Source organism: uncultured Granulicatella sp., from assembly GCF_963516875.1.
In the GTDB taxonomy this organism is placed as follows: domain Bacteria; phylum Bacillota; class Bacilli; order Lactobacillales; family Aerococcaceae; genus Granulicatella.
In genome coordinates, this window is record NZ_CAUQCL010000003.1 from 135085 (window position 1) to 152522 (window position 17438).

A 17438-nucleotide genomic window follows, 5' to 3' on the forward strand; every position below is an offset into this window, starting at 1 on the left:
CATTGATCTACATTGCTATTGTACTAAATTATAACAATAATGAAAAGGCTTTTTGAAAATTTTGTAAAATTTGTACTTTTCTTCGTTAAGTTTACAGTATATTTCATAATCCTTCTTCATCCATAATAATAGACATTTTCTCTGTATCCACCGTTACTTTTGCTCCAATAGTAATGGTAAATAATGGTTGTGTATGTGCAAAGTCTAAGTCGTACATCACTGGGATTTGTTTTAAGACTGGATATTTGTCTAATATATACAATAATAACTCTTCCGTCATACGACATTCCTTTGGGAATCTTCCAATTAGTACTGCTTTTGGATTCGGATAAGCTTGTAGTAAGGCTGCCAAATTTCGATCAAATTCAAAATAGTCTCCATCTTCTGATTTTTCAATAAAAAAGGCATACTCTTCTGGTTTTGGAGCATAAGGAGTTCCTCTTAATAATGAAAAGGTTGATAAGTTTCCACCGATTGCAGTTGCAGTAGCTTTACCGTGGTTATATACTTTCCATTTTGTCGGTTGAAACGTCAAAGGTGAATCAGATAAATACCAGGCATTACTCCCCCATTTCTCACTTGGTGCTAATTCATAATGGGTATTACTTAATGCTTTAAGCCATGATGCTGTTTGATATTCTTGTAATTCCTTCATTTTAAAACTTGTATAAGAAGGCCCCATATAAGTTAGCATTCCTGTTTTTGCATAAATTGCATTTAATACAGCTGTTGTATCGGAATATCCGCAAATAATTTTAGGATGTTTAGCAATCAATTCATAGTCTAAATATGGAAGAAGCTCATTTGAATTAAATCCTCCAATAGTTGCCAAAATTACATCTACTGTAGGATCTAAAAATGCTTCATGTAAATCCTCAACTCGACTTTGAATACTTGCAGAATCAAGTAAGTCGTGTTCAAAATAATGTTTTGAATAGCTAACCCTAAACCCTAACTCTTCTAATCTTTCCTTAGCAGCCCTATTCGCTTCAAATCCGCCAACTCGTTCAATTGACGAAGATGGACTTAGTACTCGAATATGCATTCCTTTTTGTAATTTTTTCATATAATAACCTCATTTTATAACTCAATTACGTGTGGTTCATATCCAATTGCTTTTAAGAAGGTAAATAAATCTTCCGTATTCACAAAAATCGTCTTCTCATTTGTATTTGGATGGAAGCACATTCGTTCTTCAGATACAATTTCTTGATCGAAATATACTTGAATATCTTTGTCTCTATTATTTAATAAGCCAAATGGAGATACAGTTCCTGGTAGGAGCATCATTTTATCATTTAACGTTTCAGCTGAAGCCATTTTGATTCGATTTTCTTCTACGATTTCTTTAAAAACATCCATATCTAATCGTTTTGCATCATCTATAATGACTAAGTAAAAATTTCTCTTTCTCTTATTTGTTAAAAACATTGTCTTTGTACGAACACCTTCAATTCCTTCAATAAAACGATCTGCTTGTTCTGTTGTTAGTACAGGTTCATGTTCTACAATTTGAAATGGAATGCCTAATTCATTTAACTTATCAACTACTTCTTGATACATAGAAAACACCCCTTTTAGTGATTTTCTTTATTATAAACACTTTTTATAATCCATTTCAATGTATTCTACTAGTCAGATTGATTTAAAAATGTTATGATGAGAAAAAATTCACATAGGAAAGTGGTTATATGACAAAAAAAGCAATTTTACTTATGACATTTGGTACACCTGAAGGATATACATTTGAAGATATCGCAAGATTTTTTACAAATATTCGACGTGGTGTTCGTCCAACGGATCAAGAAATTCAACACTTGTATGACAACTACCAAAAAATTGGCGGAAGTCCCCTACAAGAAATTTCAAAACAGCAAGCAGCAAAATTACAAGAACGAGTACAAGGAGAATATACCGTTTATTTTGCTAATAAATTCTCCTCTCCATTCATTCCAGAAGTCGTTAAACAAATGGAACAAGACGGAATCGAAGAATGCCTTGGCTTAGCACTTGAACCCCATTACTCTTACTACTCCATTTATGGATATGAGAAATTCATCGAAAGCAAAACCATTCGTTTCCACATGGTAAAAGATTGGTATCATAATCCAAACTTACTACAATTCTGGGAACAGGAAATCAAAAAGATTTTAACCGAAGACGTTAAAGAAGACAGCTTTAAAGTCATCTTCTCAGCACATAGCGTACCCGTTATTGCATTGGAATTCGAAGATCCTTATATCGACCAAATTTATAAAAATGGACAAATCGTTGCAGAAAGATTGGGCTTGGAAAAACATCAGTACACTCATACATGGCAAAGCGAAAGTGATATTGGACTACCGTGGATGAAACCCGACGTTCTAGAATACTTACGAGAACAAACGGAACACCCTGAACATTATATCTTCATTCCAATTAGCTTTATTAGCGAACATATCGAAGTATTATACGACAATGATATCGAATGTAAGGACTTATGCGATGAGTTTGGTGTACACTATCACAGACCACCAATGCCGGATGATCATCCACTCTTAGTAGAAGCCTTATATGAAACGGTTCGAGCTCACGAAACAGAAAACTTCACTCTTAAAACACATGAAGACGAAACACTGGATGAAATGTTACCACCAGAAACATCAAAAGATATTCTAGAACAAGAATCTGACATTCAAATGCCGGAATTCGTTAAGAAATTAATCGCTAAAAAAGGCAGAGAAAATGTTAAAATGCCGGAGTTCGTCAAACGTATGTTAGAACAACGTGCAAAACAAAAGAAACAATAAAACGAAAGAACCCTGCACCCAAAACTCTATAATTTTGGGTGCAGGGTTTAGTTAATCTATAGATCTATTTCAATACCTTTTAGTCGTAAATTCTCAATACATTCCTGTAAATATGCTTCATTATGCTCTTTATAAATCGGTGTGTTTATTTCCATTTCCTCAATATTATCGTAGCTTTCTGCAATCTTCCCACGATAATTCTTATCTCTCCACTCAGTTGCTACTTGGTAGCCTCTTCGATTCATCTCATCCATAATCAATGTATGATAGCAAAATAGGTGATAAGGAGAATATAAAAATACATAATCGACTGTTTTATGTTTCTTATTCCATCCATTTCCCCTAAGCGCACAACATTCTCTATGCTGTCCTAATAATTGATTCTTAGGTAATTTTGATATCATTTGTTCATGCCATAATCTCATCTTGTTCTCCTGTTATTAACGTTGATTGTTGTAAATAGTTATTGGGGTATTTCTCTAATAATGTATGGATATAATGGATGATAGAACTTTGATCACTTACTCCAGTTTTATACTCCTCCAGTAAACGAAACAATTCTTCTTTTTCGACTTTTTCTGCTGTATTTTTAAAATAGCCCCATACATGAAGAATTGCATTATGAAAATCTTTTTTACTTTCTTGTATCTCATTCACTTTATTGATTTTTTGAAGTAACACTTCTAACTCTACTTCGGATTCTTTTAAATATTCTCTTATTTCCAAATAAACTTTATGGGATTTACTCAACACGAAATATTTATTTCTTGCCCATAGCTGTTCACATTGTTTTCTGATATATTTTTGATTCACTTTACACCTTCTTTCAAACTAGAAAATAGTCTAGCAGATGACTTCTTGAAACATTATAGCATTGAAAGTGAGTTTTACGAAATTTATGGACTTTTTTATATAATTTTTGTTCTAACAAAAAACTCACCCAATCGTATGATGCTACGATTGGGCGAGAGTTGGTTTTATGCTAATTTTTCGTTTTTTCCATATTCCAAAATAATTTTATCTGTAATGACAGCTTTTTTATTTTTTGAATATACTTTACTCCATGGACTATCTTTAGAATGAGTAAGAGACACTAATTGACTTCCTGTTAAATGTCCAAATTTATTAATTGTTTCAAACAATACTCCTATAATTCTGTATGAATTTTCAACTAGTAACATTCTACCAATGGATTGTGGAAGACGAATATCTTTTAGATAATATTTAGTATTATCATCTATTGTAATATTTTCAGAACCATATCTTTTAAATTTTTGGTATACCTCTTCTACAACTGGACCATACTGATAAGCAAGAATTTTCTCCTCAAATAAAGATTCATTATATTTAAATAAATATGATTTATAAGCAAGATAAACTAATTTTTGTATTTGCAAATGTGAAAAGGAACTTTCAGATAAAAAGAATTTAGCTACATCAATCGCACTAACTTTTGAATCCATCTGTAATACTTCTTCAAATTCATCAAAATCTTGACATACCATGATATCTTCGAAAAAAGAATCATACTCTATAACACTCTGCCAATCTGAACGATCTGTAAAAAAAGAATGAACGCCAATATCATTTCTATTAATTTTACTCAAGCGTTTCATTTTTTCTTGAATACTATTACTATCCAATTCACCTTCAACCACTAAGTGATATCCCACTCTTGTTCCTCTAGCATATGAACTACCTATTAAAATAAAATGGTGATACATTGGTCATTCCTCCTTTTCTAAATCAGTATCGTAATAAGTTTGAGGTAAAGAAATATATTTTCTTTTTTGTTTATGTTCTCTATGAGAATTTTCATTTAAGATAGAATCTTTAATATCCCATATCTGTAATTCCCAAGGAAAATATACATTTTTTCCATTCTTAAAATATAAATGAATACCTTTATAATCACCATCTTCTCTGAGATACATTCTTATCTTTTGATTTTTTATAGAAGACTTTTGTAAAGAGTCATATATAGATTCCAAATCATCTACAAATATTCTAAAACCTAAAAAGTCGTTCAGACATTTATTAATTGGGATTTTTCCATTTTTATGTAAATCATTCATGTAATATAAAAGTTTTTCACTAATTGATTCCGCTTGTTTAATTCGAAACCTTATAGCATTATATTTCGTTTGAATATTAGAGATTTTAAAAAAATTTTTATTTAATTCCTCTTTATATAAATTAATAATCTCTTGAAAATCAGATTTTATAGTATTATTTTCTACAATGGAACAAACAGTATTTTTTAAACTAAATTTTAATTTATTATTTAAATCCGTAGAAATAAAATAATGTAATTTATTTATTTCAAAAATAATAGAAAGCACATCTAGGTATTGATAAGTTGCTGAAAACATAACAAACCTCCCTAAAACAAAAAACAAGTACAACAAACAAGCCTTTGCTCAAATACATACTTCTAAGTGAATTTTAACTTTTTGTAAACTTATTGTCAATTCAAGCATAAAATTTACGATACTTTTTCCTTGAAAATTTTTCTTTATTTAAGATTGAATTGTAGTTACTTTGTATTTTTTTCTTATTGTGTTTTATTTATAAGAAACTTCCTGTATCTTTTCAAGGACTTGTTGTATCCAAAACGGTAATTTTAATGTATCTTTTTTCAAATCTTCTTTAATATTTCTTGTAAAAACTGCTAATTTTTTTATATTTTCATCTGTTATATTCTCTTTACCTAGGGCTTTAATAGCTTGAATAAGAATTGATAATTCTTTTGAGTAAGTACTGATGTTTCTATTCGTTGTATTCTTAAAAGAAATTTTTTTATCTCTATATGAATATTCTCTATATGCACCATCTGAAATATAAATATATTCATTCGGCACTTGAGTAGATAAACCAGTGTAATTCAAAGCTGTATCACCTGCGGGCGAAATCGTCCATGAAAATTTTTCAGCTAGTTTTTCTGCAACTTCACTTGCATCTGGATAAGAATATTCCTTTAAAATCTCACTATATTTAGGTTTAATATAAAGTCCATCCATTAATCTAAATATTTTATTCTCTTCATTTAAACGATATAAAACAGATTTAATCGTATTTTTTGTTCCAATATGATAGAAATCATGAATTGAAAAGATTTTTCCTGGATTTTCTGTCATTATTTCCTCTATTTGATTCGTTATTGAACTCATCTCAAGCACCTCCTTGCACCCAAAATTATATACTTTTGGGTGCAAAATAGCAAATAATTGTTTTGATTATACAAAAAACTCGCCTAATCGTATGATGCTACGTTAGGCGAGTTTAGATACATATTGATGTATTACTGAATTTCTGAATATTCTAATTCTCTAAGAGAAAATCAATTTTCATTTGTCTAATCAACTCTTCTAAGTAAATGATATATAAATTTAATATTATTAAGCATCATTTAGTCGTTTTAAAAGATCTAAATTACACATGTATTCTTTTTTACTTAATAATTCATATTTATTATTTTCTAATAATTTAATATTTACATTTTTATCCTTAATATATTCCTCACTCTTAAAACCAATCGCTGAAATAATTAATTGTTTAAAATTCGGCGACTCTTCTAAAATATATTCTATCAAAGCGTGCTTCTTATTTTTATCCATTTCTGCATTATTTGGGCTATCAAAAACCATTGGAAAAAATGTACCCTCTTTATTATAATTTCTTTTTAATTGATTTAAAACAAGGTACCAAATCACTGTGGATAAAGGTTTGTTACTTCCGCTAGCACAAAAAGAGCTTTTCATACTATCATAGGAGTTTTTTTCAAGTTCATTAAGTTGAAATCTATTTTTTAACTGATCAATCAATATAGAATAATTCTCATCAATATTTTTTATTCTTTTCTTAATCTTTTTTATCTCTTTCATAATGGGTTTTAAAGTAAACTCAAATTCTTTAATTTCTATGTTATTTTTAACCAAATCATGATTTAATTCATCAATTAGTATATTTAAACCTTTAACCTTAGCAAAATCTTTAATTTTATTTTGCCTTGTATTTATTTTTGAATCAATTTCTTTTAGTTTAATAGTTAAATTAAAATATAATTTCTCGTTACTATCTATTTCTTTTTCAGTTTGTTGGATTTGAATTTTAATATTATCTTTCAAAGTAATAATATTCTCAATAAGATTATATTTTCTACTCATTACATTAATATTATCACTTAATGTGGTACTACATTCAGGACAAATTTTTGTTTTTAATATTTTCTTAAGTACATTCTCTTGATTATTACTATATGTTGATAATTGATTTTCGGTTATCTTTTGTTCTTCAAGTTCGTTTCTTAAACTAACTAACTTATTTCTTATTTTATTCATTTCACTTAATAATTTAGAATATCTTTCAACTTCAATTTTAAGATCGTCTTCTAAAGCTTTTATTGTTTCAGGACACGTAAATCCCTCTAAAATATCATGAGCTCTTATTTTCATAATTTCTATTTCATTTTCTTGATTTTTTTTATCCTTTATATATCTCTCAATACTTTCTTTTTTACGAATCAAATTAAAATACTCTTGATTGTAAATACCTAAATGTGAATAAATAACATCCAACTTAAAATTACTAAATTGAGATAATTTATTAAATGAATTAAACTTTGTCCCAACATAATAATCTTGATCTAAAAAATTAAATAAATAACTATATGCTGGTGGAGCAATTACTAAACTTTCACTATTTTTTTTAGGTAAATAAATTTTATATTTAAATATATCCCCTAAAAATTCTGCTAATTCTGTTCTGTTGCTTGTAGAAATTAATAATTCATTATTTTTAAAAATTTTGAAAAATTGTTGAGACCTATAAATACAATATTCTAAATTATCTACCATGAAGAATAAAATATAAATCTTACTTTTTTCATTCCATTTTGAATCAAAAAAAGCATCTGCTCCTAGTGAATGATATAAACTTCTTAATAAAACAGACTTACCTCTATCAGTACCATTTATTTCACTTGAAGTAATAATATTAATACCAGTCATAAATTTCATAGAAACAGCCTTTTCTTCAAAAGTATCGAAAATTATTATTTTTTTAAATATTATATTAATCAAGTTCACCACCACCTACATAAATATAGTATACAATCAAATATTGAACTGTTTTCATTGCATTTGTAAACTCTATATCAAATTCATCATCAAATTTCTTACTTACTAAATTTAAATAATTATCTTCATCTTTGATTATTTTTTCATTATTAATTATAAATTTAAAAATTCTCCGTTTTAGATCTTCAATCCTAATACTACGAGGTAATGATAAAAGATTAGACATTGCTATATTTAATTCTCGTCGTTTAAAAGGTTGCAATTGTTTAATAAAGTTATTTGTATCATATACTCCGTTTATAGATTCCATGCGATGAGCATTTAACATTTTTTCAAATGAAGACCTTGTAATCCCTTTATAAGTAATAACATCTTTATATTTTGTCAAATTTAATTCATAACAAGCTTTTTCTATTACTGTATTATATACCAATCTATAGAATGCATTAGGATTAATCGGTTCTTCACCTGTTATATCTTCAAATGATTTTATAAGTTTCCCTCGAATAGCATTCTCAGGATTCACAAAATCTATACCATCATAAATATAATAAATATTATCTAAGTTTATTGTATCTAAATCTAATTCTTTACTAAGTTCTTCCTGTATCTTAGACACTACGTTAGAATCTAATTCTCCTAAACATTGAATTTCACAATCAATATTTCTGTTATTAATTTTCAGATGTTTATTACTAACTATAAAAAGTTGAATATCCACATCCGGAGAATATAATAAATATAATTTCCCTAAAATTGAATTCTGTTTATCTTTATCAATTTTACATAAATTATTTGTATTAAAGTTAGAAGGTATCTTTGTTTTTATTTGAAAAAAACTTATTGTATCCTTTTTGTGAAGTTCAATATCACATTTAAAGTCAAATATAACAGTATAATCGCCTAATTCTTTATGTGCTTCGATAATTTTATTAATTCCCCAAAGCAATTCTATCCTAAATCTATTCTTAGATATACTCCCAGATAAATCTTTTGGTAAGTTCATATAATATTTTTCCACTATTAATATCATCTCCAACACTGTATAAATAATTAGAACCCATGAAGTATCTAGTTATTTTTCTACTTTAGATATAATATATTGATATTCCTCTTCAGAAAGTTCTATTAATTTAAAAAGTTGATTATCAATATCTTCCTTAAAATTTATTATTGAATCTTTAGAATAATCATTTAAATCTGGAACTAATTGTGCTAATGAACTTAAAGCTTCATCGGTTAGTAGAAAACAAAATTTAATTATCTTAGAATTTAAATATTTAAAACAATTTTTTGCTTCATCTTCTGTATTAAACATCTTTAAAGCTATTCTTGATCTACCAAAAACTGAATAATTATCTATAATTTCCATTTGATTTGAACGTTTTTGTCCACCAGCATTAGCGCTAGAAACAATAACTTTCCATTTGTCAATTAAATGTTGATTAACTGTAAGTATATTTCTATTTGTAACATACCACTTTGCTCTTCCCATTTTTCCACCTTTATCATTTGTAAACAACTTAATTTCGTTCTCCATAATTTTTTGTCCTTCAAATGATTTAACTAAATCAGGATTTTTCTCAACAAAATCACTTTCAATTCTAAATAATTTTTGATTAATACAATCACTTTCTGATAAAGCAGGTAAAGAATAATCTTTCATAAATTTTTTTAATTTATTTACAATTTTTTCTTCGTAGGGTATTAAAGCTATTGGGGAAGAACCTGGTTCTTTAACAAATCTTTTTTGAAAATTATTTCCATCAATAAATTCATACTCAAAACCAGTCTTTTCTTTTTTATAATTCTTAATTACAATAGAAATACCATCAGCTACATCAATACGATTAAATATCTTTTCTGCATAAGGTATAAAAATTAATTTTGATAAACTCGAACTATTTAATTGCTCTACACCAAACTTTTTCATTCCTTTTCCTGAAAAATGAATCCATCTTTTACCTGGATATATTAAACATGAATTCCCTAAACAAATCGAATCTGCTAGTATTTGAAATTCTTGAAAAATATTTCTAACTCTTTTTTGTCTCCCATGATCCACTGAAAAATCATTTGTGTCTTCTTGATAAGGTGGATTTCCTATAACTACATCAAACTTCATTATTATTTTCCTCCAAATAATTCATCACATTTTTCCGCTAAGTCTTTTTCACCTTTAGCATAAGGTGTCGTATCTAAATGTACTATATGAGAATCATTAAATTGTTTTGCATCTTTATCAAATCCAAAGATAAAGTTTCTTGCAACATTGTATATAATTTCACTTGGAGCAAAACCATATACCTGATTTTCTAAAATATGTTTTAATCTATCATTTTCATTTGGAATTTCAGATTCAAGACTTTTAAATAATCTTTTTACAATTTCAGTGATATATAATCCTGATTTCATATATAAATCAGCAAATGTCTTACTTGAATCCTTAAAAATTGACGGATTTTCTTCCTCTAATTTATCAACCATCATTTTTACTACATTTTTAGGAGTAAAAATTTGATTTGTTTTTTGCGGTGGAATATAGTCGAAAATATCTTCCTCTTGAGATTCATCGAAGTAATTTGCTAATTCCTCACGTTTTCTTAAAAATTCTTGTACAGATTCATCAAATACAATCGGATCAAAGAATTGATACGTATCTCTTAAAATACGAAATTGTTCTAATGAAATACCTGTAACATCTTTGAACACATCATCCTTAATGGTAATGTCAAATGTACTTAATGTTGTCGTTTCTTCTCCATAAGCCATTAAGAACGATGGAATTGTACGTGTAAATCCTCTTAATCTTGCACGAATATCATCTTCAACTGTATCTTTTTTCTTTTCCTCTGCTCTTTGAATAATTTGTTGAGTAGTTTGCTGTGGAATTTCTTTTGTTTTTTCTTCCACAGTCTGTTTCACAGTTTCTTTGAACTGTTCATTAGCTTCTTGACGTTTTACTTCGTACGATTGAATAATTTCTTCAATTTTCTCTGGTTGATGGGCAAACTTTTTCTTTTCTTGATTCATTTCTGCAATTAATTCATTTTGCTTAATACGATGATTTTCTTCAATAACACGTACTTCTTGGGCAATTTCAACAGCTTGTTTTTTAACAATTTGTTCTGCAACTTTTGCACTTAAACCAACTTCTTGAGCAATTGTTTTTGCTGCTTCTTGTGTAGTTTCTTGAATGGTATTTTCAATTACTTTTGATAATTCAGATGTTGTTTTGTTTTTTGTCGCTTCATCATTAGTAGATGTTAAGTCTTCTAATGTTTCAAAGATATCTGTATAAACTTTCGTACCAAAGTGCGCATTTGTTTTTGCAATTACAATTTCTGTATCAGCAACTGCATTTCCCTCTTCGTCTACTTGAACATTTTTTAGATTAATCTCAGACTTCTTATGATTTGGCATACTTTCGCCTTTTTCAGATGGATTCATTTGCTCAAGGATTTCTCTTGCTGCTGGTGAAGTAAAGATACCAGAAATATTTTGGAATAATAAGTTAGACATAAATCCACGCTTAACAACTTCTTTTGCTTTAATAGATTTTGGAATTGTTAATACTTTATCAACATCTAATGGAATCATTTTACCATCAGTATCTTCAGCGATAACTGGGAAGAAGTTAAGAAGTTCTCGAATATTCTCTCTTCGTTCTTCTGTCGTTCCATTTCCATTTGCAGTACTAATCGCAAGATTATTCGCAAATTCATCGTAAATCATTAATGTACGTTCTGGAGCAAAATCAAATACATAGGCATTCTCTTTTCTATGAACTTCTCCATTTACTTCATATTCCCATGGATTTTGAGCACGAAAAGCTGCTTGCATATAAAGACTTGAAGATTGCATATTGGACAACATTAATACTGCAGTCCATTCTGGAATCGTAACGCCTGTTGTTAATTGTCCTACAGATAATGTAATAGTCTTATCATGAATTTCAATCGCTTTTTTCACACGAATAAATGATTTCTCATTTTTTTTATCTTCATCATCAAATGATTTACCATCCCCTGCAGCAAGTACTACCTCATATTGTTCAAATACAGGGTGATTGTTTAAGAGTTTCTTCAATGCTATTGCACTATCTACTCGATTCAACAACCAAAATGTATGTTTTAATTCTTGTCTTAAATCTTTTGTTGAAAAAGGATATTTTTCATTACGAGTAAGGGTATCTAACCATTTTAAAATATCTTTTTCATGAACAAACTTTCCACTTTCATTCGTTTCAAAAAATTCATTTAAATCAAAAGCATAATCAATATTTGTTCCATCTAATTGAACGCCTTGATTCACTTCATCCGTTATCATTGCACTCATTTGATAAGAGAACATATTTAATTTTGGTAACTTAATATAAGGATTGTTTTGCTCTAATCTAGAATCCCATTCAGTTTTTGCTTTTTGTTCATCTGAATAGGTCCAGTTAAAAATTTGTTCATCACTAAATTGTCCTGAACCAAGTTGTTTGAATGGTGTTCCTGATAAATGAAGTGTATGATTTCTTTGAATATTTCTGAACGCCACATCTGTTTTTAATGTATCTACACCTTCATGTGCTTCATCAATTACTAGTAAATCCCACTTAGTATCTTTTACCCATTTTAATTTTGAATATCCTCCACCAAAATGAATAGAGCCTTTTAAATCTTGAAGTGAAATAAATGATATAAGTTTAGCTTTCTCATCTTTTTTTGCTATATCAATAAATTCATTACGACTTAATGTTTTTCTATTCTTTAATGATTCTGATGTCGATACAAAAAAATAATCATATCGCCCAGAAATAAATTTTTCAAAATCATCAAACCATGAATTAGCAATAGCTGGTCGATTGGTTACAATTAATACACTTCTAAAATCCAATTTTCTAATTAAATCATAAGTGGTTAAGGTTTTTCCAAAACGTGGTTTTGCATTCCATAAAAACTCTGATTTTGGATTTTCTTTAAAATAATTAATTGTTTTATCTACAGCATCTTTTTGTTCCTTACGTAACGCATAATCTGTTGTATCTTTTTCTTGTTTATAATCACGATTTCTAAAATCATTAAAATCCATATATGCTTTTTCTGGAGTACCATTATAATAAAACCATTCTGAATTTGGTTCTCTTTTTATTTCTTTAAATTTCGTTAAATAAGCATGTAATTGATGATCTGTAAAGTATTTGTTTTCTTGAGAAAACTTAGCAGGCTCTGCCCATAATTTTTCATATTGTAGGTTAATAGCTGCAGTATGAACTTGTTCTTTAATTCTCTCATCAACATCTCGTCTAGTTGTATAACCTATTTTAATCCAACCATCTTTTTCAGGAATAGTTGGTAATGTATATGCATAAATTTGAGGATAAATTTCTTTGGTTGTCTGTATTTTAGTGTTATCAATCATTATTTTAACCCCTTATCAAAATATTCCATTTTATTTGTTTCCCAATTCATGATTTTTACACGTTTACCAGGAATCACTTCAAATTCTTCACTTATTTCATCATCAAATAATGATAATTGATAATTCTCAATTCGTTCGATTCTTTCAGATAAAGGAATAATATATTTTAATCCATCCATTTGAAAAACGTTATAACTAATAATATTTGCGATTCTTAAAAATAGACTTAGTAAAGGTTCTTCCTCCCACTTATCTACGTAATAATCTCGATAAGTGTATAATAAGTTTTCTCTAGCCAATAATAAAGAGTCTCCACTCCACTCAAACCCATAACTAGATTGATAAGCTAACTCGACAAGTCTTTGCCACTCCGCTTTATCTGAAACTTCTTTATTAATCCTTCTTAATTTTCTATCAACAAAACCTACTCTATCTTCTATTGGAATTAGCTCTCCAGTTTCCATTTCATAACGAGATACCATATATGGAGCTTCACCACAAGTGATTTCTAACCATTTTCTTGAAACATACTTTTCTAAAAAATCATCAATATAGTTTTTATCTACTGCATCATTTTGTTTTTTTACAATCCAACTTGGAGTAAAAACTTCAGCTTTAGATTTGGTACGTTCTTTTTTTAAATCATTCGATTTTAAAGCTCTAGGTTTAATTAAATCATCCATAGCTCCCGTAATTAACTCAGCTGTAATTTGTGCTGTTGGTGCATACTGTTTAACACCGTATTTTTGATAGTTATCATTTGCCCATATAATATTATTGATTTTCTTAGGAGTTGTTGTTGTTCTATCAATTAATAGAATATCTAGAATTTCAGGCATAGAATTTCTAATATTTTCTTCAGAAATATCTATCATAAAATCCATTATTTTTTCATCCAAAATGTCCACTCCTTCTTAGGTTTATTCATAATTATTATATCATATTTAACGGAATAAGCTATGTGTGGAATGGATATCAAAATAGATTTACAAAAAAATCAGTTAAAGCAATCTATAACTTTAACTGATTTTGGGAATTTGATTCAAAGATGAATTGTAAAATGAAGTACAATAAAAACATAACTATCTGATACACTTAAATAGACGTAATCAAAGTAGATTTTAAGTGACATAACCTTTTATTATTTGTAACATTTAACATTGTCAATTCACGTAATAAAATTATATCATAGAGATTTCTTTTTAAACCAATATTTATAAAAAATACTAAAATTCTATATTCCAATCTTTTAATTGAGTATCATTTGCCCAAATATCTGTTAAAACAACATCATCACTAGTTGGTCTAATCTTATTTTCTTTTTCAACTTTAACAAACACTGGTATTTTAATAGCCTTTCCCGTAAGGATAGTTTCTCCTTTTCCTAACATTGAAATCATATTATAGGATGTCTTATCTAGTGTGGGCATAGTACTTTCTAACATTCTCAAATCTTTTTCATTTACTAACCGATGAATAAGATAGTTATGAAGTTGAGACATAATAGTAGGCGAAATATCTGCTGGTCTCTGACTAGATAAAGTTAAATAAAAACCAAATTTTCTTCCTTCTTTAATAATTTCTTCAAAAATAGATAATCTATAGTCTTGCCAACTATCACCTATATTTTTTAATTCCGAATTTAAAATATTATGTGCTTCATCTATAATAAGATGCTTAGTATTATTTACTACATTACTAGAAACTAATTTTTTTTGTTCATCATAAATCATTTTAGATAATAACATTGGTATTAATCTTTTAATTTCTTGATTAGCATTTATAAGGTTTATAATATTTACACACTTAAAAAAATCTGATATTTCTGGTATAACTAAAACAACTTTTTTTAAACTATCAAGTGAAGAATAAATCCTATTGAATAATGGTATTAAGTGTTCTCTATTTACTTTATCCCAAGCTGTTCGATGTTCCTTTTGAAAATCTAAAAACATTAACAAACGATCAATTAAATTATCAGATTCAGTAAACTTTTCATTTAGTTTTTCAATTATGGTATCTAATCCAATTGCTTGTAAATTAAAACTTGGAATTGAATTCTCACTACCTGTATTATAGAAAATTTTACCTTGCGTATTTTCATAATAATAGCAATTTTTAGATGAATTAAATTGAAGTTTGTCTATTTCTAAAAAAATATCATCATTATTATCACAATACTTTTTAGCTGTTTCTATCCAATTATTTAAACTATCTTGTGAACTAGAATTACCTGAAGTTAATATTTTTTTCAGTGTCCCTGCAACGAAATTACCAAATTTAAACTCTCTACGAGTAGTAACTTCTTTATATAATCGTAAAGCTTGTCTTAAAAATGGTACTTGTGTTGCAGGTCTTGCATCAAATAGAATTGACAGAATTTCAGGATCTAAAATATACTCCTCTTTTATAGGTAACATATCACTTTTATCATATATTCTAGTATTGATATTAAATACGCACTTGTTATTTTGATTAATTCCAAACATATTTTCGGAAGTGTATTCTCCATTAAAATCTATAATAAAAAACTGTGAAGTCTGTAATATCATTTTTTTATATTTTGTTCTAAATAATTCTAAATATAATTTATGCAATGTATTTGATTTTCCGCTACCAGTATTTCCAAAAATTCCAATATGAGAAGGAAAAAAGCTGTTAATTGGGATATGAATCGGCTGATTTTCAAGAATTGAAGTTCCAATTGAGATTGAATTTTCTACTGCTTCTACTCCATAAATAATATTTAATTCTTTTTTTGTTGTTATTGAAATTTCATTTCCTATCATTGGAACATATTGACTTGTTACTGTAAATTTATTTTTTTCAATAACCCCTTTCGTCTTTAATGTTAAAATTCTTTTTACTGTTCCTTTACTAAATCTATTATCAAAAACTTCGCTTTTAACATTATTTTGAGTATCAATTATTTTTTCACTAGCTACTGAAGCAATAATTTTTATATCATTTTGGTTAATAGTTAAATACGCACCAACTCTTGGTCCTGTTAAAATTTCCCCTCTCCAGATATACTCAACATCATTGGTTAAACTATACATACCAACTTGTGATGAATCTCCATCAACAGCAACTATAACGCCAATTTTTTTTGAATTTTCAATCATTAAAATCATCCTTATTTTCACCGATGTTTAGTAAATCTGTTAAATTTTTTATTGTAAAACATGGAATAGAATTTTCATTTAATGTATATATACCTTCTCCAAAATCTTCAGGAATTAAGATTTTACAATTTAAATTTTCAGAAACATTCTTTAAATTTTTCATAATTTTTTCTTTATCCTCGATATTATAGGCAAAAATATATATCATTAACTCAGGATTTAAGCATGCTCTTCGTATCATTTTAGCAATATGACTATCTTGAAATGAAAATCCAATAACAAATAAAACAGATTGAGGTTTATCAAGTTCCAATTGAAATACTCTTAACATCTCATGAAAATGATCATTTAAAAAGGTTTCTTGTTGTTCATATCCGGTAGGGGGTACAACAACTGGATTATCTAAAACAAAATTATTTACTTTAATAAAATTTGAATTTTTAAATTCAATTTTTTCCCAATTTACAGATCCATGGGGCTTAATTAACGAAATACAAGGGATTTCATTGATATAATTATCATTTAATCCTTTATATGAAGCAGTGCTATTATAATTTGAACTATCTAATATACGGTTAAAATATCCTCGACTTCCGTCATTAAATATGAAATAGTTTTTTTGTTGTTGAATATCTATCGCTTTTTCAATAAATAAGTCATAGTTTGTTGTAAATATATTTATATTTTTTGGAGTCTGACGAGAATTTGAATAGTTTAGTAATTGAATAATACTTAATATAAAGCGTTCATAATTTTGTAAAGTTACTAAAACATCATTGTTGTTTTGTAATTCTACCTCATCTTGTAAAATTATCTCACTCTTATTTTTAACATTCTCTAATAATTCATCATTCTTATTTTCTGCACTATATTCACTCATTAATGAAATAGCCGGCAATGAAGCTCCTGATCCAATTAAAAAATTAAGTTGTTTAGTAATTGCTAATTTACGTATAGTTTCTACTATAGACTTTTCACCCATATGTCACCTACTTAAAATTTATATTTTTACACAAGTATCATACAATATATCGTCT

Annotated in this window: 15 protein-coding genes; 1 reads left to right on the forward strand and 14 read right to left on the reverse strand. The window is 27.7% G+C overall.

Going from position 1 to position 17438, the window contains the following annotated elements; translation table 11 throughout:
- Positions 1 to 103: 103 nt before the first annotated feature.
- Positions 104 to 1066: an LD-carboxypeptidase gene (locus RWM24_RS02335; RefSeq protein WP_314111141.1), complete on the reverse strand. Its 963-nt coding sequence runs from the start codon at positions 1064 to 1066 to the stop codon at positions 104 to 106.
- Positions 1067 to 1080: 14 nt separating this feature from the next.
- Positions 1081 to 1563, reverse strand: coding sequence for a prolyl-tRNA synthetase associated domain-containing protein (locus RWM24_RS02340; RefSeq protein WP_314111143.1), 483 nt, complete (start codon positions 1561 to 1563; stop codon positions 1081 to 1083).
- A gap of 128 nt (positions 1564 to 1691) precedes the next feature.
- Between RWM24_RS02340 and hemH the strand changes: the two genes are divergently transcribed.
- Positions 1692 to 2789: a ferrochelatase gene (gene hemH / locus RWM24_RS02345; RefSeq protein WP_314111144.1), complete on the forward strand. Its 1098-nt coding sequence runs from the start codon at positions 1692 to 1694 to the stop codon at positions 2787 to 2789.
- A gap of 56 nt (positions 2790 to 2845) precedes the next feature.
- On the opposite strand, the gene RWM24_RS02350 is transcribed toward hemH, so the two are convergent.
- The 12 genes from RWM24_RS02350 to RWM24_RS02405 all read right to left on the reverse strand — a co-directional run bounded on the left by RWM24_RS02350 (position 2846) and on the right by RWM24_RS02405 (position 17383).
- The gene (locus tag RWM24_RS02350) at positions 2846 to 3214 is read right to left on the reverse strand and encodes a TIGR02328 family protein (protein WP_314111145.1); all 369 of its coding nucleotides are present in this window, start codon (positions 3212 to 3214) and stop codon (positions 2846 to 2848) included.
- Positions 3198 to 3602: a YbgA family protein gene (locus RWM24_RS02355; RefSeq protein ID WP_314111146.1), complete on the reverse strand. Its 405-nt coding sequence runs from the start codon at positions 3600 to 3602 to the stop codon at positions 3198 to 3200. Before RWM24_RS02355 ends, RWM24_RS02350 begins: the two co-directional genes overlap by 17 nt.
- 164 nt (positions 3603 to 3766) lie before the next feature.
- Positions 3767 to 4513, reverse strand: a complete 747-nt coding sequence (locus RWM24_RS02360) for a type II toxin-antitoxin system antitoxin SocA domain-containing protein (protein ID WP_314111148.1) — start codon at positions 4511 to 4513, stop codon at positions 3767 to 3769.
- Between the two features lie 3 nt (positions 4514 to 4516).
- Positions 4517 to 5161 carry a hypothetical protein gene (locus tag RWM24_RS02365; RefSeq protein WP_314111150.1) on the reverse strand — a complete coding sequence of 215 codons (645 nt, stop codon included), beginning with the start codon at positions 5159 to 5161 and terminating at the stop codon, positions 4517 to 4519.
- A gap of 192 nt (positions 5162 to 5353) precedes the next feature.
- On the reverse strand, positions 5354 to 5959 hold the full coding sequence (locus tag RWM24_RS02370) for a DUF6088 family protein (protein WP_314111152.1): 606 nt from the start codon (positions 5957 to 5959) through the stop codon (positions 5354 to 5356).
- A gap of 228 nt (positions 5960 to 6187) precedes the next feature.
- On the reverse strand, positions 6188 to 7870 hold the full coding sequence (locus RWM24_RS02375) for a cytoplasmic protein (RefSeq protein WP_314111154.1): 1683 nt from the start codon (positions 7868 to 7870) through the stop codon (positions 6188 to 6190).
- Positions 7863 to 8888 (reverse strand): DUF4297 domain-containing protein, encoded by a 1026-nt coding sequence (locus RWM24_RS02380; RefSeq protein WP_314111156.1) that lies wholly within the window; start codon positions 8886 to 8888, stop codon positions 7863 to 7865. Before RWM24_RS02380 ends, RWM24_RS02375 begins: the two co-directional genes overlap by 8 nt.
- A 54-nt stretch (positions 8889 to 8942) precedes the next feature.
- The gene (locus RWM24_RS02385) at positions 8943 to 9992 is read right to left on the reverse strand and encodes an Eco57I restriction-modification methylase domain-containing protein (RefSeq protein ID WP_314111158.1); all 1050 of its coding nucleotides are present in this window, start codon (positions 9990 to 9992) and stop codon (positions 8943 to 8945) included.
- 2 nt (positions 9993 to 9994) lie between these two features.
- On the reverse strand, positions 9995 to 13276 hold the full coding sequence (locus tag RWM24_RS02390; protein WP_314111159.1) for a DEAD/DEAH box helicase family protein: 3282 nt from the start codon (positions 13274 to 13276) through the stop codon (positions 9995 to 9997).
- A complete protein-coding gene (locus tag RWM24_RS02395; protein ID WP_314111161.1) occupies positions 13276 to 14175 on the reverse strand; it encodes a restriction endonuclease in 900 nt (299 codons plus the stop codon). Before RWM24_RS02395 ends, RWM24_RS02390 begins: the two co-directional genes overlap by 1 nt.
- A gap of 327 nt (positions 14176 to 14502) precedes the next feature.
- A complete protein-coding gene (locus RWM24_RS02400) occupies positions 14503 to 16401 on the reverse strand; it encodes an ATP-binding protein (RefSeq protein ID WP_314111162.1) in 1899 nt (632 codons plus the stop codon).
- Positions 16394 to 17383, reverse strand: a complete 990-nt coding sequence (locus RWM24_RS02405) for an SIR2 family protein (protein WP_314111164.1) — start codon at positions 17381 to 17383, stop codon at positions 16394 to 16396. Before RWM24_RS02405 ends, RWM24_RS02400 begins: the two co-directional genes overlap by 8 nt.
- Positions 17384 to 17438: the final 55 nt, after the last annotated feature.